The sequence below is a fragment of the Pseudomonas bubulae genome (genome assembly GCF_900618535.1).
GTDB classification, from domain to species: Bacteria; Pseudomonadota; Gammaproteobacteria; order Pseudomonadales; family Pseudomonadaceae; genus Aquipseudomonas; species Aquipseudomonas bubulae.
Map to the genome: position 1 here is coordinate 326,553 of NZ_UYJA01000004.1, position 24,026 is coordinate 350,578.

At 58.7% G+C, this 24,026-nt stretch carries 24 protein-coding genes; 15 read left to right on the top strand and 9 right to left on the bottom strand.

Annotation, left to right across the window (positions count from 1 at the left end; genetic code table 11):
• Window positions 1–66: 66 nt before the first annotated feature.
• A complete protein-coding gene (locus PPTH39_RS16040; protein WP_016782698.1) occupies window positions 67–846 on the top strand; it encodes an exodeoxyribonuclease III in 780 nt (259 codons plus the stop codon).
• Between the two features lie 76 nt (window positions 847–922).
• On the opposite strand, the gene PPTH39_RS16045 is transcribed toward PPTH39_RS16040, so the two are convergent.
• The 3 genes from PPTH39_RS16045 to rph all read right to left on the bottom strand — a co-directional run bounded on the left by PPTH39_RS16045 (window position 923) and on the right by rph (window position 3,976).
• Window positions 923–2,197, bottom strand: a complete 1,275-nt coding sequence (locus tag PPTH39_RS16045; protein WP_130872188.1) for a hypothetical protein — start codon at window positions 2,195–2,197, stop codon at window positions 923–925.
• Between the two features lie 638 nt (window positions 2,198–2,835).
• Window positions 2,836–3,204: a DUF4870 domain-containing protein gene (locus tag PPTH39_RS16050; protein ID WP_094999718.1), complete on the bottom strand. Its 369-nt coding sequence runs from the start codon at window positions 3,202–3,204 to the stop codon at window positions 2,836–2,838.
• A 49-nt stretch (window positions 3,205–3,253) separates the two neighbouring features.
• On the bottom strand, window positions 3,254–3,976 hold the full coding sequence (gene rph, locus PPTH39_RS16055; RefSeq protein ID WP_016782701.1) for a ribonuclease PH: 723 nt from the start codon (window positions 3,974–3,976) through the stop codon (window positions 3,254–3,256).
• 206 nt (window positions 3,977–4,182) lie between these two features.
• Here rph and PPTH39_RS16060 point away from each other — a divergent pair, with 206 nt between their 5' ends.
• From PPTH39_RS16060 to PPTH39_RS16085, 6 genes are all read left to right on the top strand, one after another.
• Entirely contained in the window at window positions 4,183–5,046 is an 864-nt protein-coding gene (locus PPTH39_RS16060) for a YicC/YloC family endoribonuclease (protein WP_095017870.1), read from the top strand.
• Between the two features lie 13 nt (window positions 5,047–5,059).
• Entirely contained in the window at window positions 5,060–5,680 is a 621-nt protein-coding gene (gmk, locus tag PPTH39_RS16065) for a guanylate kinase (RefSeq protein WP_016782706.1), read from the top strand.
• A 168-nt stretch (window positions 5,681–5,848) separates the two neighbouring features.
• Window positions 5,849–6,112 carry a DNA-directed RNA polymerase subunit omega gene (gene rpoZ, locus PPTH39_RS16070; protein ID WP_016782707.1) on the top strand — a complete coding sequence of 88 codons (264 nt, stop codon included), beginning with the start codon at window positions 5,849–5,851 and terminating at the stop codon, window positions 6,110–6,112.
• Window positions 6,113–6,172: 60 nt separating this feature from the next.
• Window positions 6,173–8,278 carry a bifunctional GTP diphosphokinase/guanosine-3',5'-bis pyrophosphate 3'-pyrophosphohydrolase gene (gene spoT, locus PPTH39_RS16075; RefSeq protein ID WP_094999716.1) on the top strand — a complete coding sequence of 702 codons (2,106 nt, stop codon included), beginning with the start codon at window positions 6,173–6,175 and terminating at the stop codon, window positions 8,276–8,278.
• A 24-nt stretch (window positions 8,279–8,302) separates the two neighbouring features.
• A complete protein-coding gene (locus PPTH39_RS16080; protein ID WP_016782709.1) occupies window positions 8,303–8,683 on the top strand; it encodes a RidA family protein in 381 nt (126 codons plus the stop codon).
• 67 nt (window positions 8,684–8,750) lie between these two features.
• Window positions 8,751–9,515 carry a hypothetical protein gene (locus PPTH39_RS16085; protein ID WP_094999715.1) on the top strand — a complete coding sequence of 255 codons (765 nt, stop codon included), beginning with the start codon at window positions 8,751–8,753 and terminating at the stop codon, window positions 9,513–9,515.
• Between the two features lie 33 nt (window positions 9,516–9,548).
• Here the strand turns inward: PPTH39_RS16085 and PPTH39_RS16090 are convergent, their stop codons facing one another.
• Window positions 9,549–10,406 carry an NAD-dependent epimerase/dehydratase family protein gene (locus tag PPTH39_RS16090; protein ID WP_094999714.1) on the bottom strand — a complete coding sequence of 286 codons (858 nt, stop codon included), beginning with the start codon at window positions 10,404–10,406 and terminating at the stop codon, window positions 9,549–9,551.
• A gap of 189 nt (window positions 10,407–10,595) precedes the next feature.
• On the opposite strand from PPTH39_RS16090, the gene exbB reads away from it, so the two are divergent.
• The 6 genes from exbB to PPTH39_RS16120 all read left to right on the top strand — a co-directional run bounded on the left by exbB (window position 10,596) and on the right by PPTH39_RS16120 (window position 17,391).
• Window positions 10,596–11,576: a tonB-system energizer ExbB gene (exbB, locus tag PPTH39_RS16095; protein WP_094999713.1), complete on the top strand. Its 981-nt coding sequence runs from the start codon at window positions 10,596–10,598 to the stop codon at window positions 11,574–11,576.
• 6 nt (window positions 11,577–11,582) lie between these two features.
• Window positions 11,583–12,008 (top strand): TonB system transport protein ExbD, encoded by a 426-nt coding sequence (gene exbD, locus PPTH39_RS16100; protein WP_016782713.1) that lies wholly within the window; start codon window positions 11,583–11,585, stop codon window positions 12,006–12,008.
• Entirely contained in the window at window positions 12,005–12,751 is a 747-nt protein-coding gene (locus tag PPTH39_RS16105; RefSeq protein WP_094999712.1) for a TonB family protein, read from the top strand. The genes exbD and PPTH39_RS16105 overlap by 4 nt, the downstream gene beginning before the upstream one ends.
• A gap of 162 nt (window positions 12,752–12,913) precedes the next feature.
• Window positions 12,914–13,834, top strand: coding sequence for a hydrogen peroxide-inducible genes activator (locus PPTH39_RS16110; protein ID WP_094999711.1), 921 nt, complete (start codon window positions 12,914–12,916; stop codon window positions 13,832–13,834).
• An 11-nt stretch (window positions 13,835–13,845) separates the two neighbouring features.
• The gene (gene recG, locus PPTH39_RS16115; protein WP_094999710.1) at window positions 13,846–15,921 is read left to right on the top strand and encodes an ATP-dependent DNA helicase RecG; all 2,076 of its coding nucleotides are present in this window, start codon (window positions 13,846–13,848) and stop codon (window positions 15,919–15,921) included.
• 75 nt (window positions 15,922–15,996) lie between these two features.
• A complete protein-coding gene (locus PPTH39_RS16120) occupies window positions 15,997–17,391 on the top strand; it encodes an aminoacyl-tRNA deacylase and HDOD domain-containing protein (protein WP_198417411.1) in 1,395 nt (464 codons plus the stop codon).
• Between the two features lie 66 nt (window positions 17,392–17,457).
• Here the strand turns inward: PPTH39_RS16120 and PPTH39_RS16125 are convergent, their stop codons facing one another.
• The 4 genes from PPTH39_RS16125 to PPTH39_RS16140 form a co-directional block, all read right to left on the bottom strand.
• Complete coding sequence (locus PPTH39_RS16125; RefSeq protein ID WP_094999708.1) at window positions 17,458–17,838, bottom strand: helicase; 381 nt, start codon at window positions 17,836–17,838, stop codon at window positions 17,458–17,460.
• A gap of 190 nt (window positions 17,839–18,028) precedes the next feature.
• The gene (locus PPTH39_RS16130; protein ID WP_016782719.1) at window positions 18,029–18,304 is read right to left on the bottom strand and encodes an HU family DNA-binding protein; all 276 of its coding nucleotides are present in this window, start codon (window positions 18,302–18,304) and stop codon (window positions 18,029–18,031) included.
• Window positions 18,305–18,493: 189 nt separating this feature from the next.
• Complete coding sequence (locus PPTH39_RS16135) at window positions 18,494–19,642, bottom strand: NAD(P)/FAD-dependent oxidoreductase (RefSeq protein ID WP_094999707.1); 1,149 nt, start codon at window positions 19,640–19,642, stop codon at window positions 18,494–18,496.
• A 40-nt stretch (window positions 19,643–19,682) separates the two neighbouring features.
• Window positions 19,683–19,850, bottom strand: a complete 168-nt coding sequence (locus tag PPTH39_RS16140; RefSeq protein ID WP_003437744.1) for a rubredoxin — start codon at window positions 19,848–19,850, stop codon at window positions 19,683–19,685.
• A 203-nt stretch (window positions 19,851–20,053) separates the two neighbouring features.
• Here PPTH39_RS16140 and PPTH39_RS16145 point away from each other — a divergent pair, with 203 nt between their 5' ends.
• Together PPTH39_RS16145 and ubiA are read left to right on the top strand one after the other, a co-directional pair.
• A complete protein-coding gene (locus PPTH39_RS16145) occupies window positions 20,054–20,617 on the top strand; it encodes a chorismate--pyruvate lyase family protein (RefSeq protein ID WP_130872190.1) in 564 nt (187 codons plus the stop codon).
• Window positions 20,617–21,507 (top strand): 4-hydroxybenzoate octaprenyltransferase, encoded by an 891-nt coding sequence (gene ubiA, locus PPTH39_RS16150; RefSeq protein WP_095017874.1) that lies wholly within the window; start codon window positions 20,617–20,619, stop codon window positions 21,505–21,507. The genes PPTH39_RS16145 and ubiA overlap by 1 nt, the downstream gene beginning before the upstream one ends.
• A gap of 133 nt (window positions 21,508–21,640) precedes the next feature.
• Here ubiA and PPTH39_RS16155 read toward each other — a convergent pair whose 3' ends face one another.
• Window positions 21,641–24,022: a penicillin acylase family protein gene (locus PPTH39_RS16155; protein ID WP_130872191.1), complete on the bottom strand. Its 2,382-nt coding sequence runs from the start codon at window positions 24,020–24,022 to the stop codon at window positions 21,641–21,643.
• Window positions 24,023–24,026 lie beyond the last annotated feature (4 nt).

Sequence of the window (24,026 nt, forward strand, 5' to 3'; positions counted from 1 at the left end):
ACCACGGATTTAGCTAATTAGTAAGACGGCGTGTATCATACACGCACGTGATTTTTGGGGCCATTTATGCGGATCATCAGTGTGAACGTCAATGGTATTCAGACGGCAGTCGAGCGCGGTTTGCTCAGTTGGCTGCAAGCTCAGAATGCCGACGTTATCTGCCTGCAGGACACCCGTGCCTCCGCCTTTGAACTGGACGATCCAGCCTACCAGCTCGATGGCTACTTTCTTTATGCCTGTGACGCCGAAGTCCCCGCCCAAGGTGGCGTGGCTTTGTACTCGCGGTTACAGCCGAAAGCAGTCATCACCGGGCTTGGCTTCGAGACGGCCGATCGCTACGGGCGCTACCTGCAAGCCGATTTCGATAAGGTCAGCATCGCGACCTTGCTGCTCCCTTCGGGGCAGAACGGCGATGAAGACTTGAATCAAAAATTCAAGCTAATGGACGACTTTGCCCGCTACCTTGATAAGCAGCGTCGCAAGCGTCGTGAGTACATCTACTGCGGCTCGCTGTATGTGGCGCAGCAGAAACTCGACATTAAAAACTGGCGCGACAGCCAGCAATCGCCCGGCTTCCTGGCGCCTGAACGGGCCTGGATGGATGAGATTGTCGGCAACATGGGATATGTCGATGCCCTGCGTGAAGTCAGTCGGGAAGGTGACCAGTACAGCTGGTGGCCGGATAACGAACAGGCCGAGATGCTGAATCTGGGCTGGCGTTTTGACTACCAGCTGCTGACACCGGGCTTGCGCCGCTTTGTACGAAGCGCTCGCATGCCGCGTCAGCCACGCTTCTCGCAGCACGCGCCATTGATCGTGGACTACGACTGGACACTGACTATCTAAGTGTTGATCGCAGATCCAGAAAAAGGCTCCCGCTCTGTTATCAAGGGCGGGGGCCTTTTTTGTATCCGAGGCACTTTCAGGCGAAACTGGGCGTTCGTTTATGCAAGGTGCGTATCCGGTACTGCAAAAGCACAGCGGCAATAAAAGTGACAACAGCCTGCAGTACGATGAATAGATAGATTGAAGGGCTATTAAAGTCATACAGGTAAATGACCGGGATAAACCCTGCAAGCATAAAGGTATTGATCAGTACTTGAGGGATCAGGGTGTCTCGCATTGCCCGCAAGTGGCTTGCCGTGAGCGAGAAGTAAAGCGAGCTCAATACCGACATGCATATCGCCACAAATCCTTCACTGGTAAACGTCAGCGAGCGGTCGCCAAAGATAAAAAACAAACCGCTTCCCAGCGCATAAAAACCCCCTGCAATCACGGCCATGAGCACGGCGGCGGCTAGTTGTCCGCGCGGGTAGATCTTGTCCGCATCCACGATATGCTGGCTGGTATAGACGCTATGAAGCTGAGCGAACGCTATGACCGGAATGCTGAGAAATCCGATAATAGACATACAGATCGAAAGATCGGCAACCAGGCTTTCATTCAGCGACAGCAGTTTTCCGTTAAGCAGGTAAAAGTACAATTTTTGCCCCGCTACCCCGGCGGCAATAGGAAAGCCCATTGAAACGACGTCTGCCAGTATTTTTGGCTTGACGAGGATGTGCCGGTATCCGAGCCGCATAGAGAGGCAGGCCAGGGAGATGAAGAGGGCTGTTTCGACAATCAAGAAGTAGCCAACAGCCAAGAAAACAAAGTCGTGCTTGCTGCAAAAAACAAAACAAAACATCAGGAATGCGCAGCCTGCACACGTGCACCACTTCTTTACGGTTGCACACGGCAAGGAGTGTCCAGAGGCTTCGTGGAAAAGATGGGTGAAGGTATTGATTACCAGCAAAGGGATGGCCGGAATATAAATAAGAGACAGGTAAAAAAGTTTATCCCTGTCAAGGCTGTCCAGAAAACGGATGGAGGGGAGGTAAGCGAATACGGCAAGGGCTGCGGCAAACGCAATGGCAGCGAATAAAACCGCTATCGACAGTCCGCTCTCAAAGATTGCCTGGGGAGTGAGCGCATTTTTTTGATGATGAACGATATTGCCAATGGCCGCCAGCGGCATGTAGAAAAGGGTAGATATAACTGAAAAGATCGCCAGGACATAGGCGAACACAGGAAGATCGGCAATATTCTTGTGCGCGAGCAGCGCCGCAGCGATGGAAATGCCAAAAAATGGAAAGAGTCGACTGACAATAAAATTCCATAAGTTTTCCTTTAGATTTTGCTCATAGGTCAACTTCACGTTCGACGTTTCCATAGGGTTATCATGTAATGCCCAAATATAGGCTAACAGGCATCCCTATAAGTTCGCATATCCAAGATAAGATGATGCCAGATTTCATCCACTTCCAGCGCGGGTGGCAGGACGGGATACATTGCCTGGTATTTTTATTGAGAAACAAAAGTTTTTATAATACTGGATCGCTATCTCAGCTTCTATCGGTGTCCACTGCCGGCAGAGCAATGGGGTGCAGCACCTTTTTGAGAATTCATCACGGCAGTTTTCATAATATCTTTATCCTTAAAGATAGTGGCGAAGACTGATCAAGCAGTCGACATAAAAACTAGACGAGTAAAAACAAATAGTCAACAGCATATTTTCAAGTGCCACTTGGCCTTTCTTTAAATTCGGTATTCACAGATGGCCATTGCACTAACATGGCGCGATAAATAACGGTGCGCTTTAAAATGAGGCTCTCTTAAAGGCATGGTTTATTTAGCGCGCATAAGTAAGTAGTTGTCGTTAAACGAATGCCTGGATAAACAAAGCATCGTACTGACGTCCACTCACCTGTTGTTTTGGCTCCCGCAATCAGCAAGCGTAGAAAAGCCCACCGACGTGGGCTTTTCTACAAGGTGCCTGAGTTGCTGACTGAAACCTTACTTGATCGGCCGCCAGGTGAAGGGATAACGGTACACCACCCCGTCATTGGCCTTGACCCCTGCAATCACCACCAGCACTACCGCGCCAATCAGTACCAGGCCCAGCAGCGCAAAGCCGATCAGCACGAACATCAGCACATAGCAAATGGCCGAAGCAATCGCCACGGTGATCTGGAAGTTCAGTGCTTCCTTGCCCTGGTCGTCAATAAACGGGTCGCTCTCGCGCTTTACCTGCCACAGGATCAGCGGGCCGATCAGGCTGCCAAACGGAAACCACATCCCGAGGAACGCCGAAAAATGACAGAACATCGCCCATTTCCGGGCGTCGCGGCCCGGTTTGGGTGTTGAAAGATCCAGCTCACTCATCACGTTCTCCGGTTGGTCGTTTGAAGGCTTTGACAGTCAATCCGGCAATTTAGTCGGCCAATGCCGCTTGTTGCAGGGCAAAAATTTCGTTCATGCCTTTTTGTGCCAGTGCCAGCATGGCGTTCAGCTCTTCAGGCTGGAACGGTGCGCCTTCGGCGGTGCCCTGAACTTCGATGAAACCGCCGCTGCTGGTCATCACCACGTTGAGGTCGGTTTCGGCTGCCGAATCTTCAGGATAGTCCAGGTCAAGTACCGGTACGCCCTGGTACATGCCCACCGATACCGCCGCGATCATCTGCTTGATCGGGTCACCGCCTTTGAGGCCGCCACGCTTCTTGATGATCTTCAGGGCGTCGACCAGAGCAACCATGGCGCCGGTGATCGAGGCAGTGCGGGTGCCGCCGTCAGCCTGGATTACGTCGCAGTCGACGTACAAAGTGATATCGCCCAGTTTGGACATATCCAGTGCAGCACGCAGGGAGCGGCCGATCAGGCGCTGGATTTCCAGGGTGCGCCCGCCTTGCTTGCCGCGGCTGGCTTCGCGCTGGTTACGGTCGCCGGTGGCGCGTGGCAGCATGCCGTATTCGGCAGTCAGCCAGCCCTGGCCCTGGCCTTTGAGGAACCGCGGTACGCCATTCTCGACGCTGACGGTGCAGATGACTTTGGTGTCACCGAACTCGACCAGTACAGAACCCTCTGCGTGTTTGGTGTAGTTGCGGGTGATGCGGATCGGGCGGAGCTGATCGGCAACGCGACCACTTGGACGTTTCATGTGGGATACCTGTACGGGACGGAAAACTGCCGAGCATTATAAAGGAAAGGCCATGGCTGCGCAGGGCGCGTCTGTGAACCCTGGCGGGGAACGAAGATTGGATGTATTTACGACCGACGCCATTTGGGGCAGTTGCCCGCACTGCGTTACAATCTGTCGTCTAACCTGCCGCCAGGCTTAACTCATCCAATCGCGAGGTACCGTCCATGGTGCACAGCATGACCGCCTTTGCCCGCGTCGAAAGCGCCGGCACTCAGGGCACCCTGAGTTGGGAGCTGCGTTCGGTCAACAGCCGCTACCTGGAGCCGCACCTGCGTCTGCCTGAATCTTTCCGTGACCTCGAGGGCGCGGTGCGTGAAGCGCTGCGCCAGGGCATCTCCCGGGGCAAGCTGGAATGCACTTTGCGTTTCACTGAAGAAACCACCGGCAAGCCGCTGCAGGTTGACCGCGAGCGTGCCGCCCAGCTGGTGGCCGCCGCCGAGACCATCGCCAGCCTGATCAAGCAGCCTGCCGCGCTCAACCCGCTGGAAGTCCTGGCCTGGCCCGGTGTTCTGGTAGCCGATGCCAGCGACCCGCAAGCCTTGAACACCCAGGCCCTGGCGCTGTTCAAGCAAGGCCTGCAAGAACTGAAAAACGGCCGTGAGCGCGAAGGCGCGGAACTGGCCCGACTGATCAGCGATCGCTTGACCGCCATCGAAAGCGATGTCGAAACCCTGCGCGAGCTGGTACCGCAAATGCTCGCCACCCAGCGTCAAAAGGTCCTCGATCGCTTTGCCGACATGAAGGCCGAGCTTGACCCCCAGCGCCTTGAACAGGAAATGGTTCTGCTCGCGCAAAAAAGCGACGTGGCCGAAGAGCTGGACCGCCTGAGCACCCATATTCTTGAAGTACGCCGCGTACTCAAGTCGGGGGGTGCTGCCGGGCGACGCCTGGACTTCCTGATGCAAGAACTGAATCGCGAGGCCAATACCCTGGGCTCCAAGGCATTCGATCCACGCAGCACCCAAGCGGCGGTCAACCTCAAGGTGTTGATCGAGCAGATGCGTGAACAAGTACAGAATATTGAGTAAGGCACACCCTGACATGACCCACAGCACTGGCACCCTTTATATCGTTTCTGCTCCTTCGGGCGCAGGCAAGACCAGCCTGGTCAAGGCATTGATCGACGTTGAGCCGCAGATCCGGGTATCGGTCTCGCACACCACCCGTGCCATGCGCCCAGGTGAAGTGAATGGCGTGAACTATCATTTTGTCGAGCGCGAAGAGTTCGTGAAAATGATCGAGCACGGTGACTTCCTGGAACGTGCCGAAGTGTTCGGCAACCTTTACGGCACTTCGCAAAGCCACCTGCAGCAGACCCTGGATGAAGGCCACGACCTGATTCTGGAAATCGACTGGCAAGGTGCAGAGCAAGTGCGCAAGCTGATGCCGCAGGCGCGCTCGATCTTTATCCTGCCGCCAAGCCAGGAAGCCTTGCGTCAGCGTCTGGACAACCGCGGCCAGGACAGCGACGAAATCATTGACGCACGCATGCGCGAAGCCGTGAGTGAAATGAGCCACTATGTGGACTATGACTACCTGATCATCAACGACGATTTTGCCCTGGCACTTGAAGACTTGAAGGCCATTTTCCGTGCCAATCGCCTTCAGCAAAAACGCCAGCAACAGCGTTTTGGCAAATTACTGGCCGAACTGCTCGGTTAATGAACACTTCCCAAACCCCCTGTAAGGGCTTTACATTGGCGCTTACAGAGGTTTTAGGAGCAGTGACGGAAAAATCAGCGCTTCCCTAATGGCTGGTGATTTTTTAAACTGTTCAGTCCGCTCGCCCATCCGGGCAGCGCGCATATTGCATTTGCTACGAGGAAGACCATGGCCCGCGTAACCGTTGAAGACTGTCTAGAACACGTGGATAACCGCTTTGAGCTGGTCATGCTCTCTACCAAGCGTGCCCGTCAACTGGCCACCGGCGGTAAAGAGCCTCTGGTGCAGTGGGAAAACGACAAGCCTACCGTTGTTGCCCTGCGCGAAATCGCAGAAGGCCTGATGAGCTACGAGTTTATCGCCAACGCTGAAATCGTCGAAGACGAACCGCTGTTCGCAGCGTTCGAGGACGAGTCCAACGAGGCGAACTAAGCCTATGCCCGGTCGACGCAGCACGGCGAAGGGTAAAAAGTTTTGGCAGGAGGTTTCCTCATGCCGAGCATAGACGCCCTCGCCGATCGCTTGTCGGCGTACCTCGGCCCGGACCAGGTCAATCTGGTCCGCCGGGCGTACTTCTACGCAGAACAAGCCCACGACGGCCAACGCCGACGCAGCGGCGAGCCTTATGTCACGCACCCGCTGGCAGTGGCAAATATCCTTGCCGACATGCATATGGACCATCAGAGCCTGATGGCGGCCATGCTGCATGACGTGATTGAAGACACCGGTATTGCCAAGGAAGCGCTGGTAGCGCAGTTCGGCGAAACCGTGGCCGACCTGGTCGATGGAGTCAGCAAGCTGACTCAGATGAACTTCGAAACCAAGGCCGAAGCCCAGGCTGAAAACTTCCAGAAGATGGCCATGGCCATGGCACGCGATATCCGCGTGATCCTGGTGAAGCTGGCTGACCGTCTGCACAACATGCGCACCCTCGAAGTGCTGTCCGGCGAAAAACGCCGACGGATTGCCAAGGAAACCCTGGAAATCTACGCACCCATCGCCAATCGGCTGGGCATGCACAGCATTCGTATCGAATTCGAAGACCTCGGTTTCAAGGCGATGTACCCGATGCGCTCCGCGCGCATTTATCAGGCGGTCAAACGCGCCCGGGGCAATCGCAAGGAAATCGTCAACAAAATTGAAGAATCGCTCAGCCACTGCCTGGCCATCGATGGCATTCAGGGCGAAGTCAGCGGTCGTCAAAAGCATATCTACGGCATCTACAAGAAGATGCGCGGCAAACGCCGGGCTTTTAACGAGATCATGGATGTTTACGCATTCCGGATCATCGTCGACAAGGTCGACACCTGCTACCGCGTGCTGGGCGCTGTACATAATTTGTACAAGCCCCTGCCGGGCCGGTTCAAGGACTACATCGCCATTCCCAAGGCCAACGGCTACCAGTCGTTGCATACCACGCTGTTTGGCATGCATGGCGTACCGATCGAGATCCAGATCCGTACCCGTGAAATGGAAGAAATGGCCAACAACGGCATCGCCGCCCACTGGCTTTACAAGTCCAGTGGCGACGAGCAGCACACGGGCACCCACGCCCGGGCGCGGCAATGGGTCAAGGGCGTGCTGGAAATGCAGCAACGCGCCGGCAACTCCCTCGAATTCATCGAAAGCGTGAAGATCGACCTGTTCCCGGACGAGGTCTACGTGTTTACGCCCAAAGGACGGATCATGGAGCTGCCCAAAGGCTCCACGGCCGTCGACTTTGCCTACGCGGTGCACACCGATGTGGGCAACAGCTGCATCGCCTGTCGCATCAACCGGCGTCTCGCACCGCTGTCCGAGCCGCTGCAAAGCGGCTCCACGGTCGAGATCGTCAGCGCTCCCGGCGCCCGACCCAACCCGGCCTGGCTTAACTTTGTGGTCACCGGCAAGGCGCGTACCCATATTCGCCATGCGCTCAAGCTGCAACGTCGTTCCGAGTCGGTCAACCTGGGCGAACGCCTGCTCAACAAGGTGCTTAACGGCTTCAACAGCGCGCTGGACAAGATCCCGGCCGAGCGCGTTCAGGCCATGCTCCAGGAATACCGCCTGGAGCATATCGAAGACCTGCTCGAAGATATCGGCCTCGGCAATCGCATGGCCTATGTAGTGGCCCGACGCCTGCTGGGCGAAGGCGAAGCATTGCCGAGCCCGGAAGGCCCGCTGGCGATTCGCGGCACCGAAGGCCTGGTGCTCAGCTACGCCAAATGCTGTACGCCGATCCCGGGGGATCCGATCGTTGGCCATTTGTCCGCAGGCAAAGGCATGGTCGTGCACCTGGACAACTGCCGCAATATCAGTGAAATCCGCCACAACCCCGAAAAGTGCATTCAGCTGTCGTGGGCCAAGGACGTTACCGGCGAGTTCAACGTTGAATTGCGCGTCGAACTGGAACACCAGCGCGGCCTGATTGCGCTGCTGGCCAGCAGCGTCAACGCTGCCGACGGCAATATCGAAAAGATCAGCATGGACGAACGCGATGGTCGCATCAGCGTGGTCCAACTGGTGGTCAGCGTACACGACCGTGTACACCTGGCCCGCGTGATCAAAAAACTGCGCGCCCTTACCGGGGTTATCCGCATCACTCGCATGCGTGCGTAGCCATCTAATTACAAGGAGTCACCCATGTCCAAGACTGTTATCACCAGCGACAAGGCACCTGCTGCAATCGGTACTTATTCTCAGGCGATCAAAGCTGGCAATACTGTCTACATGTCCGGTCAAATCCCGCTGGACCCAAAAACCATGGAACTGGTTGAAGGCTTTGAAGCCCAGACCATCCAGGTTTTCGAAAACCTGAAGTCGGTCGCTGAAGCCGCAGGCGGTTCGTTCAAGGACATCGTCAAGCTGAACATCTTCCTGACTGACCTGAGCCACTTCGCCAAGGTCAACGAGATCATGGGCACCTACTTCGAACAACCCTATCCGGCTCGCGCCGCCATTGGCGTTGCTGCACTGCCAAAGGGCTCGCAGGTAGAAATGGACGCTATTCTGGTTATTGAGTAACGCCCTCGGCGCAGCGTCTTCATGCTGCGCCACCCCCCGCTCTTCCCGGCTTCAAAAGGATTCCACCATGCGCAAAGCGCTAGTGTTGTCACTGCTCTCCATTGTTTTGGGTGGTTGTGCCAGCGAACCCGCCCCCCGTGATATCAGTGGCATCTGGATCAATCAGGCAGCAATAGATGAAGCGGCCAAGGGTGGCGGCCTGCTTGACGCCTTGTCGTCGTCAGGGCCAACCCTGGAATGGAGCATCGACGCCAAAAACGCCAAGGCCACCTGGCGAAGCAGCTTTGAGCGGGACGAGGGTACGCTGGTGCCTGATGGCAGCGCGTCGTGGAAGGTCAATTTCTATGGCGGTGAAAATACTGACCTGAAGCTCGAAGGCTCTGAATTAATACAGGCAGCGACTGAATCCTTTCCGCGGCAGGCGTTCGTACGTCCAGCTCAAAGTGATGTCGGTGAAGTTTCCCGGGGCACAAATGCAGATTTGTTCAAATCGGTGCATTTTGAGCAGGCACTCAAGTCAGCCTATCTTGGGGGCGAATGGCGCGTACTGAGTGGTGCAGGTCAGGGTGCCAAGGTGACATTCTCGCCCAAGGGGCAAGTCAGTGGATTGCCTGGCATCAATGGCTATGAGCTGTGCCTGGGAGGTGACTGCGCCACTATGAGCGGCGGTTTGGACAGCCTCTGGCTTCAGCAGGGGGAAATGGGCGCAGCGCATATTTTTGTGCGCAAAGGCCGCACACTTGAAATCTTCGAGGCGGTGGACGTCTCAGCGCCCGACGAAATGCCCCAGTTCTACCCGGGCAAGCGTGAGTGGGCGCTGGAGAAGCTGTAAGCCAACCAAACGCCCGCTCCCACAAGATAACTCTCAGGCCTGCTCCCCCAAAATCGCAGCATAGCCCTCGCGATAATTCGAATAGCGCGGCTCCCAGCCCAGCGCCTTGGCGCGGGCATTGCTGCAGCGCTTGCTGCCTGCGCGGCGCACGCTCGCTTCGGCGGCCCATTCGGTAATGCCCAACCGCTCGCGCAACCAGTCCACCACTTCTGCCAGTGGCGCCGGTGCGTTATCCACACCTATATAGCAGTCATCCAGCGCCTTGCCCTGACGATCAGCCTCCAGCAGAAAGGCCAGCAGCCCCGCAGCATCATCGGCATGGATACGGTTGCCATACAGCGGCGGCTCAACCGCCACGCGATAACCTTTGCGCACTTGCCCCAGCAGCCATTCACGACCCGGCCCGTAGATCCCGGTCAGGCGTACCGCGCTGGCAGCGATGCCACTCTCCAGCGCCACTCGCTCGGCATCCAGGATGATCCGGCCAGAGTAGTTGGTGCTCAGGGCGGGCGATGTTTCGTCGATCCATTCCCCGTCTTTCTGGGCGTAAACGCCACTGCTGGATACAAACAGCAGACGCTTGGGTCGCTGACCATGCTGCTCCAGCCAACTCAGGGTGTTTTTCAGGCCGTCTACATATGCCGCCTGATAGCCCGCTTCGTCATGCTCGGTCGCCGCCGCGCTGTACACCACGTAGTCAATTTGCCCGGTTGGCCATTGCGTCGGGCATTGCTCGCTGAACAAATCGCCCTCCACACCGATAACGCCCGTGGGTAAACGGTCAATGGAGCGGCGCAGGCCGTAGACCTGCCAATCCTGGTCGAGCAGTTGAGTCGCCAGACGGCTGCCGACATCACCGCATCCGACGATCAATACAGAGGCTTTGGGCATCGCAAAAATCCTAATGAAAAGTTACAAAAAGACGTAATTTGGCACGACCAAAGTCGTGACTTCCGAAAAAAACAGATGCTATTGCTTTTGTTAACAAGAATTACTTGCAATAATAACCCATCATTTTGCCCTTGGTCTTACAACGCGTTGTAGGGCATTACCTCATTACTTTTCTCAGGTCCGGCTAGCATGACACGCAATCATCCCACCGCTTCGCCAACCCAGCCTTCGAGCCCTGCACGCGTCTGGCGTGGGGTTGCGGCGCTGATGTTCAGCTTGATGTTGGCACCTGTTGCGGCATTTGCCGACGAGCCTGCTGCCCCGGCCGTGCACGCGGCCACTGAAGCAGCTGCCCCGGCACCTGTTGCTGCACCGGGTACGACTGATCCTACACTGGTTGAAGGCGCTGCTGCGCCAGCCGATAACGCGCCGCAAATAGTCGCAGAAGAAGACAACAGCCTGGGCATGGCCCATGACCTGTCGCCTTGGGGCATGTACAAAAACGCAGACATCATCGTCAAAATCGTAATGATCGGCCTGGCTATTGCTTCGATCATCACCTGGACGATCTGGATTGCCAAGGGCTTTGAAGTCCTGGGTGCCAAGCGTCGTCTGCGCAGTGAAATTGCCCAACTGAAAAAAGCTCGCACCTTGAAAGAAGCCAGCGAGACGGCTGGCAAAGAAGGCACCCTGGCCCACTTGCTGGTGCAGGACGCCCTTGAAGAAATGCGCCTGTCGGCCAACAGCCGTGAAAAAGAAGGCATCAAGGAGCGTGTAAGCTTCCGTCTTGAGCGTCTGGTTGCAGCGTGCGGTCGCAACATGAGCAGCGGCACTGGCGTACTCGCCACCATCGGTTCCACAGCACCGTTCGTCGGTCTGTTCGGTACCGTATGGGGCATCATGAACAGCTTTATCGGCATCGCCAAAACCCAGACCACCAACCTGGCAGTTGTTGCGCCGGGTATTGCCGAAGCCCTGCTGGCCACGGCACTGGGTCTGGTCGCAGCGATCCCTGCGGTAGTGATTTACAACGTCTTCGCCCGCTCCATCACCGGCTACAAGGCCCAGGTGGCGGATGCGTCTGCGGAAGTGTTGCTGTTGGTTAGCCGTGACCTCGATCACCTGCCGCCCGAGCGCAGCTCGCAACCGCACATGGTGAAAGTGGGGTAATCGGCCATGGGCCTGCATTTAAAAGAAGGCGATGACGATCTCGCCGAAAACCATGAAATCAACGTCACCCCCTTTATTGACGTGATGCTGGTACTGCTGATCATCTTTATGGTGGCAGCACCGCTGGCCACTGTGGATATCAAGGTTGACTTGCCTGCTTCCAGCGCCAAACCGGCGCCTCGCCCTGAGAAACCGGTATTCCTCAGCGTCAAGGCTGATCAGCGCCTGTACCTGGGCGAAGAGCCGGTCACGGTTGAAGCCCTGGGCCCGACCCTGGATGCCAGGACCCACAACAACAAAGACACGACGATCTTCTTCCAGGCCGACAAGGGCGTGGACTACGGTGACCTGATGAGCGTGATGGATGCTTTGCGCGCAGCGGGTTATTTGAAGGTGGGTCTGGTCGGACTTGAGACGGCAGCCAAGAAATGACCATAGCGCGCCAAAAGATGACGCGTTACGCAATCAGCCTGGCCGCGGTGTTGGCCATCCATGCAGTGGCCGTGATTCTGGCCCTGCAATGGTCCAACCCGCGCGCTATCGAACTTCCGCCGCAAGCGATGATGGTTGACCTGGCACCGCTGCCAGCACCACCGCCGCCTGCGCCGCCCAAAGTGGTGACACCGCCACAACCCCCGGCGCCAGTGGAAGAGTTGCCGATACCCAAGCTGGCCGAAGCGCCCAAGCCGAAGATTTCTGTACCCAAACCGGTCAAGCCCAAGCAAAAGCCTCAACCGCCCAAGCCTGTGGAAAAACCGGACCCGGTCAAAGAGAAACCTTCAGAAGAGAAACCGAGCGACGCAACGCCGACCAAAAATACCAGCGAGAAATCCGCTGCACCGGCACCGGGGCCGTCGGCGCAACAACTGGCGGCCAAGGCCAGTTGGGAAGGCACTTTGCTCAGTCACCTGGGCAAGTACAAAAAGTACCCGCCTGCTGCGCAATCCCGTGGCAAGGAAGGCTTGAACCGTCTGCGCTTCGTGGTAGACGCCGAAGGCAAGGTACTGTCCTACGAACTGGTAGGGCGCTCTGGCAACGCCGATCTGGACCGGGCCACCCTGGAAATGATTCGCCGGGCACAACCCTTGCCCAAACCGCCGCCTGAAATGCTGACCAATGGCAGCATCGAGATCGTGGCACCCTTCGTTTATTCCATCGATAAACGTCGGCGCTAACACCACAAAGGGCACCTCAGGGTGCCCTTTGTGCATCTGCGGTCTGGATAAAAAACCAGTCATACCTTGATTGGCTACTGTAGCTCTGAGGGTAATGTCTGATAACGTGCGTCTATCGATTGCAGCCGCTATGCTTGGCCCGCAACCACAGGGACGCACGCTATGACGCTTACAGAATTACGCTACATCGTTACCCTCGCCCAAGAGCAGCACTTCGGCCACGCCGCCGAGCGCTGCCATGTCAGCCAGCCGACCCTGTCGGTGGGTGTGAAAAAACTGGAAGACGAACTCGGTGTGCTGATTTTCGAGCGCAGCAAAAGTGCCGTGCGTGTAACCCCCGTGGGCGAAGCCATCGTGGCCCAGGCGCAAAAGGTGCTGGAGCAGGCCCAGGGCATTCGCGAACTGGCTCAGGCCGGCAAGAACCAGCTGACCGCTCCGCTTAAAGTAGGCGCGATCTATACCGTGGGTCCGTATCTGTTCCCGCATCTGATCCCGCAACTGCACCGGGTTGCCCCGCAGATGCCGTTGTATATCGAAGAAAACTTCACCCATGTGCTGCGCGACAAACTGCGCAACGGCGAGCTGGATGCAATCATCATCGCCCTGCCGTTCCAGGAAGCCGACGTGCTGACCATGCCGCTGTATGACGAGCCGTTTTACGTGCTCATGCCCAGCGAGCACCCGTGGACCAAAAAAGACACCATCGACGCCAGCCTGCTCAACGACAAGAGCCTGCTGTTGCTGGGCGAAGGTCACTGCTTCCGCGATCAGGTGCTGGAAGCCTGCCCGACTGTGGCCAAAGGCAATGATGGCGCCATGCACACCACGGTCGAATCCAGCTCGCTGGAAACCATCCGCCACATGGTCGCTTCCGGCCTGGGTATCTCGATTCTGCCGTTGTCGGCTGTCGACAGTCATCACTATGCCCCGGGCATCCTGGCCGTGCGTCCGCTGACCCCGCCGGTACCGTTCCGCACCGTTGCCATCGCCTGGCGCGCCAGCTTCCCGCGGCCAAAGGCGATTGAAATCCTCGCCGACTCGATCCGCCTGTGCTCGGTGGCCAAGCCGCCTGCCGCGACCTAAGTGCCACAGCAATGACCGAGTTGTCGAAAGTGTCGGTCACCGCGCTCAAGGGCGTCGGTGAGGCCATGGCCGAAAAATTGGCCAAGGTCGGACTGGAAAACGTCCAGGACGTGCTGTTCCATTTGCCGTTGCGCTATCAGGACCGCACCCGCGTTGTCCCGATTGGCGCTTTGCGCCCCGGTCAGGATGCCGTTGTCGAGGGCCGGGTCATTGGCGCCGACGTGGTCATGGGCAAGCGCCGCAGCTTGCTGGTGCGCATCAACGATGGCACCGGCGGCCTGAGTCTGCGCTTCTACCACTTCAGCAATGCGCAGAAGGAAAGCCTCAAACGTGGCACCGAAGTGCGCTGCTATGGCGAAGCCCGCCCCGGCGCTTCGGGACTGGAGATCTACCATCCCGAATACCGCGCCATTACCGGCGACGAACCGCCACCTGTCGACACCACGCTGACGCCCATCTACCCCACCACCGAAGGCCTGACCCAACAGCGCCTGCGTCAGCTCAGCCAGCAAAGCCTGGCCATGCTCGGCCCGCGCAGCCTGCCCGACTGGTTGCCGCCGGAGCTGGCCAAGGACTATCAACTGGCCCCGCTGGATGAAGCCATTCGCTATCTGCATCAGCCGCCTGCCAATGCTGATGTTGAAGAACTCGCCCTGGGCCATCACTGGGCCCAGCACCGCCTGGCCTTTGAGGAGCTGCTGACTCACCAGCTGTCGCAACAGCGACTGCGCGAGAGCCTGCGTTCACAACAAGCCCCGGCGTTGCCCAAGGCGAAAAAACTGCCAGTGCAGTTCCTCGCCAATCTGGGTTTCCCGCCGACGGGCGCGCAGACCCGGGTTGGCAACGAGATTGCCTACGACCTCAGTCAGCCCGAACCCATGTTGCGCCTGATTCAGGGCGACGTGGGCTCCGGCAAGACCGTGGTTGCGGCGATGGCAGCGTTACAAGCACTTGAGGCGGGTTATCAGGTTGCCCTGATGGCCCCCACGGAAATCCTCGCCGAGCAGCACTTCATCAACTTCAAGCGCTGGCTCGAGCCTTTGGGCCTTGAAGTGGCGTGGCTGGCCGGCAAGCTCAAGGGCAAGGCCCGGGTCAGTGCGCTGGAGCAAATCGCCAGCGGCGTACCGATGGTGGTCGGTACCCATGCTCTGTTCCAGGACAACGTGCAGTTCAAAAACCTGGCGCTGGTGATCATCGACGAACAGCACCGCTTTGGCGTGCAGCAACGTCTGGCCCTGCGCAACAAGGGCGTGGGCGGGGTGATGTGCCCGCACCAGTTGATCATGACTGCCACGCCGATCCCGCGCACCCTGGCCATGAGCGCCTATGCCGACCTCGACACCTCGATCCTCGACGAGCTGCCGCCGGGCCGTACTCCGGTTAATACGGTACTGGTGGTCGATACGCGGCGTCTCGAAGTGATCGAGCGGGTGCGCGCCGCCTGCGCTGAAGGGCGCCAGGCGTATTGGGTGTGCACCCTGATCGAAGAGTCTGAAGAAATGACCTGCCAGGCTGCCGAAACCACCTTTGAAGACCTCTCCAGCGCCTTGGGTGAGCTGCGCGTCGGGTTGATTCACGGGCGAATGAAGCCCGCTGAAAAAGCTGAAGTCATGGCGCGCTTCAAGGCTGGCGAGCTGCAATTGCTCGTGGCCACCACGGTGATTGAGGTGGGCGTCGACGTGCCCAACTCAAGCTTGATGATCATCGAAAACCCCGAGCGCCTCGGCCTGTCCCAGCTGCACCAGTTGCGCGGTCGCGTGGGCCGGGGCAGCGCCGTCAGCCATTGCGTGCTGCTGTATCACCCGCCGCTGTCACAAATCGGCCGTCAGCGCCTGGGCATCATGCGCGAGACCAACGATGGCTTTGTGATCGCCGAAAAAGACCTCGAACTGCGCGGCCCCGGCGAAATGCTCGGCACCCGCCAGACCGGTCTTCTGCAATTCAAGGTCGCCGACCTGATGCGCGATGCCGACCTGCTGCCCGCCGTGCGCGAGGCCGCCCAGGCGTTGATCGAACGCTGGCCGAGCCATGTCAGCCCCCTGCTTGATCGCTGGCTGCGCCACGGTCAGCAATATGGTCAGGTGTAAAAGACCATTCAGTAAATGGCCCGGCGGCCGATCAAGAGCTAATCAAAATCAAGTTGTACAGAACGGATGCAGACCATGACTGAAGTTGCCAGTGCCCTTGTTGCTGCGAGCACGCCGTCCGTTATCGGGCGCTTGCTCGGTGACCTGGCTGTTGCCTATCGCAAAGTCCCGGATCACCCGGAGCTCGACCCTGCGCGCAAGGTGCACGCCGTACTGCTCGACGATTCGATCGGTCCCCTGCTGGTGCTGTTCACCCAGAATCATTTACTTGATCTGAACCGTCTGGCCGACTTGACCGGGCGGCGCATGACCGCCGTTGCGCCGGAGCGCCTGCAGGTCTTGCTGGACAAGCATGGCCTGAGCCAGCTGCCGGGCTTGCCAGCGCTGGTCAACTCGCCCTGCCTGTACGAAGAACACTTGCTGCAACAACCCTCGCTGCTAATCAGCACGGGTGAACCGGGCCTGTGGCTGGAGATTGCCCAGCAAGACTTCAAACCCCTGCTCAAAAACGCCAGCGCCGGCCGTTTTGGCGAGCCTTTGGGCGCCATCACACCTGATCTCGGCGGGGACGATGGCGAGGCCATCACCCGGGCAGTGCAGGCCTTCACGGCGCGGCGCATCCAGCAGCGGCTGGAGGCCACCATCGAACTGCCACCGCTGTCCGAGAGCGTGCGCAGAATCATGCGGCTGCGCTCCGACCCTGACGTGACCATCGATGAAATCACCAGCGTGGTGGAAACTGACCCGGCGCTGGCGGCGCAGGTCATGAGCTGGGCCTCGTCATCGTTTTACGCCTCGCAGAGCAAGATTCGCTCGGTCGAAGACGCCATTGTGCGCGTGCTGGGGGTTGATCTGGTGATCAACCTGGCACTCAGCCTGTCGCTGGGCAAAACCCTGAGCCTGCCCAAGGACCATCCGCAATCGAGCACTCCTTACTGGCAGCAGTCGATCTACACCGCGGCGGTGATTGAAGGGCTGACCCGGGCCATGCCTCGGGAGCAGCGCCCCGAAGTCGGCATGACTTACCTGGGCGGGTTGCTGCACAATTTTGGTTACCTGCTGCTGGCCCATGTATTTCCGCCGCATTTTTCGCTGATCTGCCGGCATCTTGAGGTAAACCCCCACGTCAGCCACAGCCTGATCGAGCAGCACCTGTTGGGTATCAGCCGTGAACAGATGGGCGCCTGGCTGATGCGCTTTTGGGGGATGCCGGATGAGTTGGCGATTGCCGTACGCTATCAACACGACCCGGCTTATGTGGGGGTGGATGCGCAGTATCCGAACCTGGTGTGTGTGGCGCTGGGCTTGCTGCGCAGCCGCGGAGTCGGTCACGGTGCGTGTGCGCCGTTGCCGGATGCGTTGTTCGAGCGTCTTGGCGTGCCACGAGAAAAGGCTGAGGCGGTGGTGGGCAAAGTATTGGAGGCTGAAGTGTTGCTGCGCGAGATGGCAGCGCAGTTCGGTCAGGCTTGAATAGCTAAAAGCACAAGCCCCATCCCTCTCCCTCTCGGAGAGGGCTAGGGTGAGGGGCTCTTGATCTTAAGCCTTGGCCTTTTTACGCGGCTTGAGGTACTTGGTCAGGCCCTGGAACCAGATCACCAGCGCCGGGTTGCCCTTGATCTGAATCGACTTGTCCTGAATCCCTGTCATGAACGCCAGTTGCTTGTTCTTCGCCTGCAGCGTAGCGAAGCCGTAGGCGGCATCTTTAAAGGCGATGGCAAACGCCGGCTCGGGGTACAGGCCGCCGTGGCTGGTGATGCGCTGGTCTTTGACCTTGAAATGACGGGCCACTTTGCCGTCGAGGGTTTGCAGCTGGAACACCAGATCCTTGTCCACCAATTGTTGCTGGAAAGCAGGATTGTTGCGGCTGGCTTTGCCCATCAAAAAGCCCAGCATCCAGAGCAGAAAACGAAATTTCATGTACGCGGCCTCGGGGAAATAAAAAATGGCCGGCGCAGTGTAACGATTTGAGCGAAGAACGCCATATTTCTGCAGAGTTAGGCGTAGATGGGCTAGGTTTTGCCACTTATGGCCGCACAATCGGCCCGTGTTTTCTCAAGAACGGGCCGCTGGCAAGGCCAGCTTGCCCATTCTTCATGTAGCCCGTGCCTTAAGGATTCACGCTGTCCTTGAGGAATTTGCCCGGTTTGAACGCCACCGTGTTGCTGGCCTTGATGGTGACCGGCTGGCCGGTTTGCGGGTTTTGCCCCGTACGGGCACCGCGGTGGCGCTGGATAAAGGTGCCAAAGCCGACCAGCGTGACGCTGTCCTTGCGATGCAGGGCCTGGGTGATTTCTTCCAGCACCGCATTGAGAACGCGGTTGGCTTGTTCTTTGGTTAGGTCAGCCTTTTCAGCGATAGCTGCGGCGAGATCGGGTTTACGCATGATGAAGCCTCATTGACGGTTTTTTGTTGTTATGTCCGTGCTGCTCTCTACGGAACAGCGCCCAAGGCGCCGCAGGCTCTAAACTGCGGCAGACCCGTGTGAGAATGGCACGCGACCAAGGTCGGCGCCAGCCTCTGCACAGGCTTTGTTGAGTCAAGGCAATGGCATATGCGACAGAATGAGCCGCTTTTACGCCAAAAGTGCAGGCAGCTCTTTGTTTAGCGCGAGTTTTTCTCGAACAGCCTCACCCGTCAGCGCATAACCGAGCAACTTGCCGTCTGCGTCGCGGCACAGCGCCTTGATATCGGCGCCCTGACCTTCCACGGTCCACACACCCTCGTAGCCACGCGGCACAGGTGACACCACCAGCGGGCAAACCGGGGTTTTCACCGTAATGGGCATGGCTCCGTAACTGACCGCGGTCGGGTTGCCTGCCAGGGTTTGCGCCAGCGCCCGGGCGCAACTCATCAACGGCATCACATACAGCAGGTTAAGGCCGTCGACCTCGGCACAATCGCCCAGCGCGTAGATATGAGAGTGAGAGGTTTTAAGCTGACGATCCACCTCAACCCCGCGATTGACCTTGATCCCCGCAGCGGCGGCCATATCAATGCGAGGGCGCAAACCGATGGCGGACACCACCACATCGCACGGAACGACACTGCCATCCGACAAATGCGCCTCGAGGCCGCTGTCGGTACGTTGCAGGCGGGTCAACACCGGGCCCAGATGAAAGCGTGCGCCCAGGCTTTCGAGGCCAGCCTGCACCGCCGCTGCAGCAGCGGGGTGTAAAAGGGTTGGCATCACTTGCTCGCAGGGCGCGACCAGATCGACCTCATAACCGCCTGCGATCAGATCGTTGGCAAATTCGCAGCCGATCAGCCCGGCGCCCAGGATCAGGACGCGGCGTTTACCTGCGGCAGCTGCGCGAAAACGCGCGTAGTCTTCCAGGTCATTGATCGGGAAGATCGCATCCTGGGCGTCGCCCTCCACCGGGACCTGCACCGTTTGCGCACCCCAGGCCAGCACCAGGTCACGATAGGGCACCGCCTCTTCACCGATCCACAATTGCTTGTGGCCCGGGTCGATACCGCTGATGCGGGTATGGATACGCACCTGGGCCTTGAGCTGCTCGGCCATCGCCTCGGGCGTGGCCATGCTCAGGCCGTCAGCCTCTTTGTTTTTGCCAAAGCCGGTAGACAGCATTGGCTTGGAGTAAGAGCGCCCGTCATCGGAGGTGATCAACAGCAGCGGGGTTTCGCTGTCCAGCTTGCGAAACTCACGGGCCAGGTTATAGCCGGCCAGCCCGGTGCCAACGATCACGACAGGTGCGTTCATGCCAATCTCCAGAGGTTGAATCAGGTTTTAAAAGGGTTGATCAGTTGATTTCAATCATCTCGAAATCCATTTTACCGACGCCACAATCCGGGCACAGCCAGTCTTCAGGTACGTCCTGCCACAGGGTACCGGGGGCGATGCCATCATCCGGCCAGCCGTCGGCTTCGTTATAAATCAGTCCACATACAATGCATTGCCACTTCTTCATCTGGGTATTTCCTAAAGGTTCAGGCTTGGACAAGGCCACGGACTTATCAACAGGCGCCGTGTTACTCGTCAAATTCAGGGCGTTTTGTACTGATGACCACCCGCAGATGCAAGCACCAATACGGGCAAAAGTCCCTTGGACGCTCATTCGAGGATCCGCGTGATAAGCTCGCCGACCTCAATGGCTGCCAATTATGACCCACCGTGCCGCACATAACTTCTCCGCTTATCCCCCCTGTCTGGCTTGAACAAGGCCAACTTCCTGCGCTGCCTGACTCACAGACCCTGGACTGGCTATTTGACGAGGGCTCTCTGACTCGGCGTCTCACTGCAATTTCAGATAATGCCTTCAGCGTGCTTCCACTTTATGAAGGTTGGCAAGTACTGCGCCCGGATGAATGCGCTGCGTTGGACCTGCCTGAAGGCGTTCAGGGCTGGGTGCGCGAAGTGTATTTGCGCGGGCACGCTGAGCCTTGGGTGTTTGCACGCAGTGTCGCGGGTAAAAGCTCACTGCAAGAGGGTGGCCTGAACATGGACGAACTGGGCAACCGCTCGCTGGGGGAGTTGCTGTTCAGCGACCAGGCCTTTGAGCGCGGAGCCCTGCAGGTGTGCCACTACCCGCGTAACTGGTTGCCGCAGGCTGATCAGGTCGATCACCTGTGGGCACGCCGCTCGCGCTTTGTGCGTGGCAAACTGAGCGTGCTGGTGGCCGAAGTGTTTTTACCCAAACTGTGGGCCGCCCTCGGTGCCCGGTCGGAGAACAATTGATGTACACGCGCCTGCTCAAATCACTCAACCGTTTCAACCCCCGTGCCTGGGACTTTATCCAGCTGACCCGCATGGACAAGCCCATCGGCATCTACCTGCTGCTGTGGCCGACCTTGTGGGCATTGTGGGTGGCCGCCAAAGGCGTACCCTCGCTGGGTAACCTGCTGATTTTTGTCTTAGGCGTGGTGTTGACCCGTGCTGCCGGCTGCGTGATCAATGACTTTGCCGACCGCAAGGTGGATGGTCATGTCAAACGAACAGAACAACGGCCTATGGCCAGTGGCAAAATCAGCAGCAAAGAAGCCCTGGTGTTCTTTGCGCTGTTGATGGGGGTCAGCTTCCTGCTGGTGCTGTGCACCAATGCTCCGACCATCTGGCTTTCATTTGGCGCGCTGGCACTGGCGGCCACTTACCCGTTCATGAAGCGCTACACCTACTACCCGCAAGTGGTGCTGGGCGCAGCGTTCTCGTGGGGCATACCGATGGCCTTTACGGCCGAGACCGGCAGCCTGCCGGCTGCGGCCTGGCTGCTGTACATCGCCAACCTGCTGTGGACAGTGGCCTACGACACCTACTACGCCATGACCGACCGCGAAGATGATCTCAAGATCGGGGTTAAATCCACCGCCATCCTGTTTGGCGATGCCGACCGCGTGATCATCCTCAGCCTGCAGGGTCTGGCCCTGGGTTGCCTGCTGCTGGCAGGGTCGCACTTTGAGCTGGGCGGCTGGTTCCACCTTGGCCTGCTGGCGGCGGCGGGCTGTTTTGTGTGGGAATTCTGGTACACCCGCGACCGTGATCCGCAGCGCTGCTTCAAGGCCTTCCTGCACAACCACTGGGCAGGGTTGGCGATTTTTGTGGGGATCGTGCTCAATTATGCGGTGGCTTGAGCCCCTGCCCCGCGAGTTTTTTCAACGCTGACCCAACCCCTGTGGGAGCGGGCTTGCTCGCGATGCGGACAGCGCGGTGGCGCTGCAAGACCGCGACGATCCAGTCGCGAGCAAGCCCGCTCCCACATCGGCCTTACCCCGCTGGCACCAGCCGCAAGGTGCTGCGGGTATTGAGCTGGATTTCGTTTTCGTCCATATGCGGTTTGTCGTAATCACCCTCGATGTAGGACTCGGCCTGGTCGCGGTAGTGCTTGTCGAACGGCACGCCACTTTGCCCGACCGGGTTGATGGTCAGCCCGTGGGACGGCTCGGCAAAGTCGATCAGGCGCCGGGTAGACGGGCCGTAGCTCACTGGCCACGGGGCATTGCCCAGTTTGGCGCTGAGGTTGTTGGGCACTTCGTGGCCGCCGGGGGCGGCGAAGGGGCCGACGTTGAGCAGCCAGTCCAGGGGCTTTTGCCGCCCCAGCGGGTGTTCATGGGTCAGGGTGTGGGCCACGCCCCAGCGCCATTGCCCGGGGTCGTCACCCAGGGTGGCCTTCAAATGGGCGATGCTGGCCTGCCACGCCACCTTGACCGTATCGGCGCGGGTTTCTGTGCGCGCGGTGCTGCGGTTGTCCCACCACAGTGAATCCGGGCTGGCCGCAAGGCGCGGCAAGGCAGCATCGATCACACGCGTAGTCAGCATGGCATCAAAAAAACTGTCGCCCAGTTTGTCGCGCATGGTGGCCTCTGTGAGGCTGTACAAAAACTGGTTGAACAAGGTCGCCGCAGTTGAGTCCAGCGGATAATCGCCCTTCCACTGTGCCAGTTGCTCCACCAGTTTGCGTTCGCCCGGGTCCGTGACCACTTCGCGCAGCACCGGCAACAGAGGCTTGAGCACACGCTCACCGTAGCCCGTGGCAGTACCCAGCTGCAGGGCCTGGCTGTTTTTCAGGTTCCACTTGACGCTGTCATCGCGGAGCTGACGATCAAGCTGCTGGCCGCGATCAGCCAGGTTGTAATAACCGGGGATCTCGATGCCGACAGGCGACAATGGCTGGAAGTTGGCTGACACGATATAACCCCGCGCCGGATTTTCTTCCTGGGGGTTGGCGCTGAACGGGTAAAAACCGTCTTTGTCGGCCTGTGCTGTGCCGCCGTCGAGGATAAACGCCGGATTGACTCCGGCCGGGCGCTTGGGCAGTTGCGCCGCTGCCCACCAGCCGATATCACCTTTGGCGTTTGCCCACACCAGATTCAGACCGGGCGCCTGAATATAGGTCGCAGCCGTACGCGCCTTGCTCAGGCTGTCAGCACGGTTGAGATGGTAGAAGCCTTCGAGGATCGGGTTCTTGCTCTCCAGGAAGCCCCACCACATGGAAATCGGCGTGTTGCCCGCGGTAGCGCCCAACACGTCATTGATAATCGGCCCGTGGGGCGACTGGCGCAGAGTAAGGATCACCGGCGCCTCGCCCTTGACGGCAATCTGCTGTTCGCTGCGGGTCATGTCGACCCATTGACCGTGATACCAGACCTGATTGGGGTTATCGGGGTTGGTCTTCTCGGCGATCAGGTCCAGATCGTCGTTCTGGAACATGGTCAGGCTCCAGCCAAAATCGGGGTTATTGCCCAGAAAAGCGAACGGCACCAGCGCCTGATGGTAGCCATACAGGTCGAAATCCGGTGCCGACAGCTGCGCTTCGTACCACACAGACGGTGCCGCAAAACGGATATGCGGGTCACCCGCCAGCAGTGGCTTGCCACTTTGTGTGCGTTTGCCTGACACCACCCAGGCGTTGCTGCCTTCAAACTGCGGCAAGCCCGCCTGGCTCAGGGCCTGATCGCTCAGTTGGGCCAGCGCCCCCAGGGTTTCCCAGTCGCTGGCCGCCAGTGCAGGAGACAATACGCCCTGGGGCTGCCAGTCGAGGTCGAAGATTTTCAGGTAATCGCTGCCCAGTTGGTCACGTATATAGGTCAGCAGCGGTTCGGTACGAAAGCCGGCGGCAAAGCTGTAAGCCATGTAGCCGGCGACACTGATGGTATCTTCGCCGGTAAAGGGCCGGGGGGCGATGCCCAGCAGGTCGAACTCCACGGGTTTGGGGTTGTTGGCCTGGTATTGATTGATCCCGTCCAGGTACGCCTGCAAGGCCAGAAATGACGGGGACTGGTGATCCAGCTCAGTCAAGTAACTCGCAGCCCGCTCACGGATGCGCAGGCTGCGAAACAGCTTGTCGGTATCGACCAGCTTGGGGCCCAGCACCTCGGCCAGTTCGCCTCGGGCGAGGCGGCGCATGATCTCCATCTGAAACAGCCGGTCTTGTGCCTGAACGTAGCCCAGGGCCCGGTACATATCCGCCTGGTTGCCTGCACGAATATGCGGCACACCGCGCTCGTCATAACGCACCGTGACCGGCCCCTGCAACGCTGCAAGCGCCACCTGCCCCTGGCGTACGGGCAGTTTGCTCTGCACGTACCAGGCCCCGCCGCCTGCAAGGACGACAATGGCAACGGCGATAACGGTCAGGCTGCGATTCATGAAG

Excerpts from the sequence above, each read along its gene's own strand:
- PPTH39_RS16040 (WP_016782698.1), top strand. The coding sequence starts at position 67 with ATGCGGATCATCAGTGTGAACGTCAATGGTATTCAGACGGCAGTCGAG.
- PPTH39_RS16050 (WP_094999718.1), bottom strand. The coding sequence starts at position 3,204 with ATGAGTGAGCTGGATCTTTCAACACCCAAACCGGGCCGCGACGCCCGG.
- rph (WP_016782701.1), bottom strand. The coding sequence starts at position 3,976 with ATGAAACGTCCAAGTGGTCGCGTTGCCGATCAGCTCCGCCCGATCCGC.
- PPTH39_RS16060 (WP_095017870.1), top strand. The coding sequence starts at position 4,183 with ATGGTGCACAGCATGACCGCCTTTGCCCGCGTCGAAAGCGCCGGCACT.
- gmk (WP_016782706.1), top strand. The coding sequence starts at position 5,060 with ATGACCCACAGCACTGGCACCCTTTATATCGTTTCTGCTCCTTCGGGC.
- rpoZ (WP_016782707.1), top strand. The coding sequence starts at position 5,849 with ATGGCCCGCGTAACCGTTGAAGACTGTCTAGAACACGTGGATAACCGC.
- spoT (WP_094999716.1), top strand. The coding sequence starts at position 6,173 with ATGCCGAGCATAGACGCCCTCGCCGATCGCTTGTCGGCGTACCTCGGC.
- PPTH39_RS16080 (WP_016782709.1), top strand. The coding sequence starts at position 8,303 with ATGTCCAAGACTGTTATCACCAGCGACAAGGCACCTGCTGCAATCGGT.
- PPTH39_RS16085 (WP_094999715.1), top strand. The coding sequence starts at position 8,751 with ATGCGCAAAGCGCTAGTGTTGTCACTGCTCTCCATTGTTTTGGGTGGT.
- PPTH39_RS16090 (WP_094999714.1), bottom strand. The coding sequence starts at position 10,406 with ATGCCCAAAGCCTCTGTATTGATCGTCGGATGCGGTGATGTCGGCAGC.
- exbB (WP_094999713.1), top strand. The coding sequence starts at position 10,596 with ATGACACGCAATCATCCCACCGCTTCGCCAACCCAGCCTTCGAGCCCT.
- exbD (WP_016782713.1), top strand. The coding sequence starts at position 11,583 with ATGGGCCTGCATTTAAAAGAAGGCGATGACGATCTCGCCGAAAACCAT.
- PPTH39_RS16105 (WP_094999712.1), top strand. The coding sequence starts at position 12,005 with ATGACCATAGCGCGCCAAAAGATGACGCGTTACGCAATCAGCCTGGCC.
- PPTH39_RS16110 (WP_094999711.1), top strand. The coding sequence starts at position 12,914 with ATGACGCTTACAGAATTACGCTACATCGTTACCCTCGCCCAAGAGCAG.
- recG (WP_094999710.1), top strand. The coding sequence starts at position 13,846 with ATGACCGAGTTGTCGAAAGTGTCGGTCACCGCGCTCAAGGGCGTCGGT.
- PPTH39_RS16120 (WP_198417411.1), top strand. The coding sequence starts at position 15,997 with ATGACTGAAGTTGCCAGTGCCCTTGTTGCTGCGAGCACGCCGTCCGTT.
- PPTH39_RS16125 (WP_094999708.1), bottom strand. The coding sequence starts at position 17,838 with ATGAAATTTCGTTTTCTGCTCTGGATGCTGGGCTTTTTGATGGGCAAA.
- PPTH39_RS16130 (WP_016782719.1), bottom strand. The coding sequence starts at position 18,304 with ATGCGTAAACCCGATCTCGCCGCAGCTATCGCTGAAAAGGCTGACCTA.
- PPTH39_RS16135 (WP_094999707.1), bottom strand. The coding sequence starts at position 19,642 with ATGAACGCACCTGTCGTGATCGTTGGCACCGGGCTGGCCGGCTATAAC.
- PPTH39_RS16140 (WP_003437744.1), bottom strand. The coding sequence starts at position 19,850 with ATGAAGAAGTGGCAATGCATTGTATGTGGACTGATTTATAACGAAGCC.
- ubiA (WP_095017874.1), top strand. The coding sequence starts at position 20,617 with ATGTACACGCGCCTGCTCAAATCACTCAACCGTTTCAACCCCCGTGCC.
- PPTH39_RS16155 (WP_130872191.1), bottom strand. The coding sequence starts at position 24,022 with ATGAATCGCAGCCTGACCGTTATCGCCGTTGCCATTGTCGTCCTTGCA.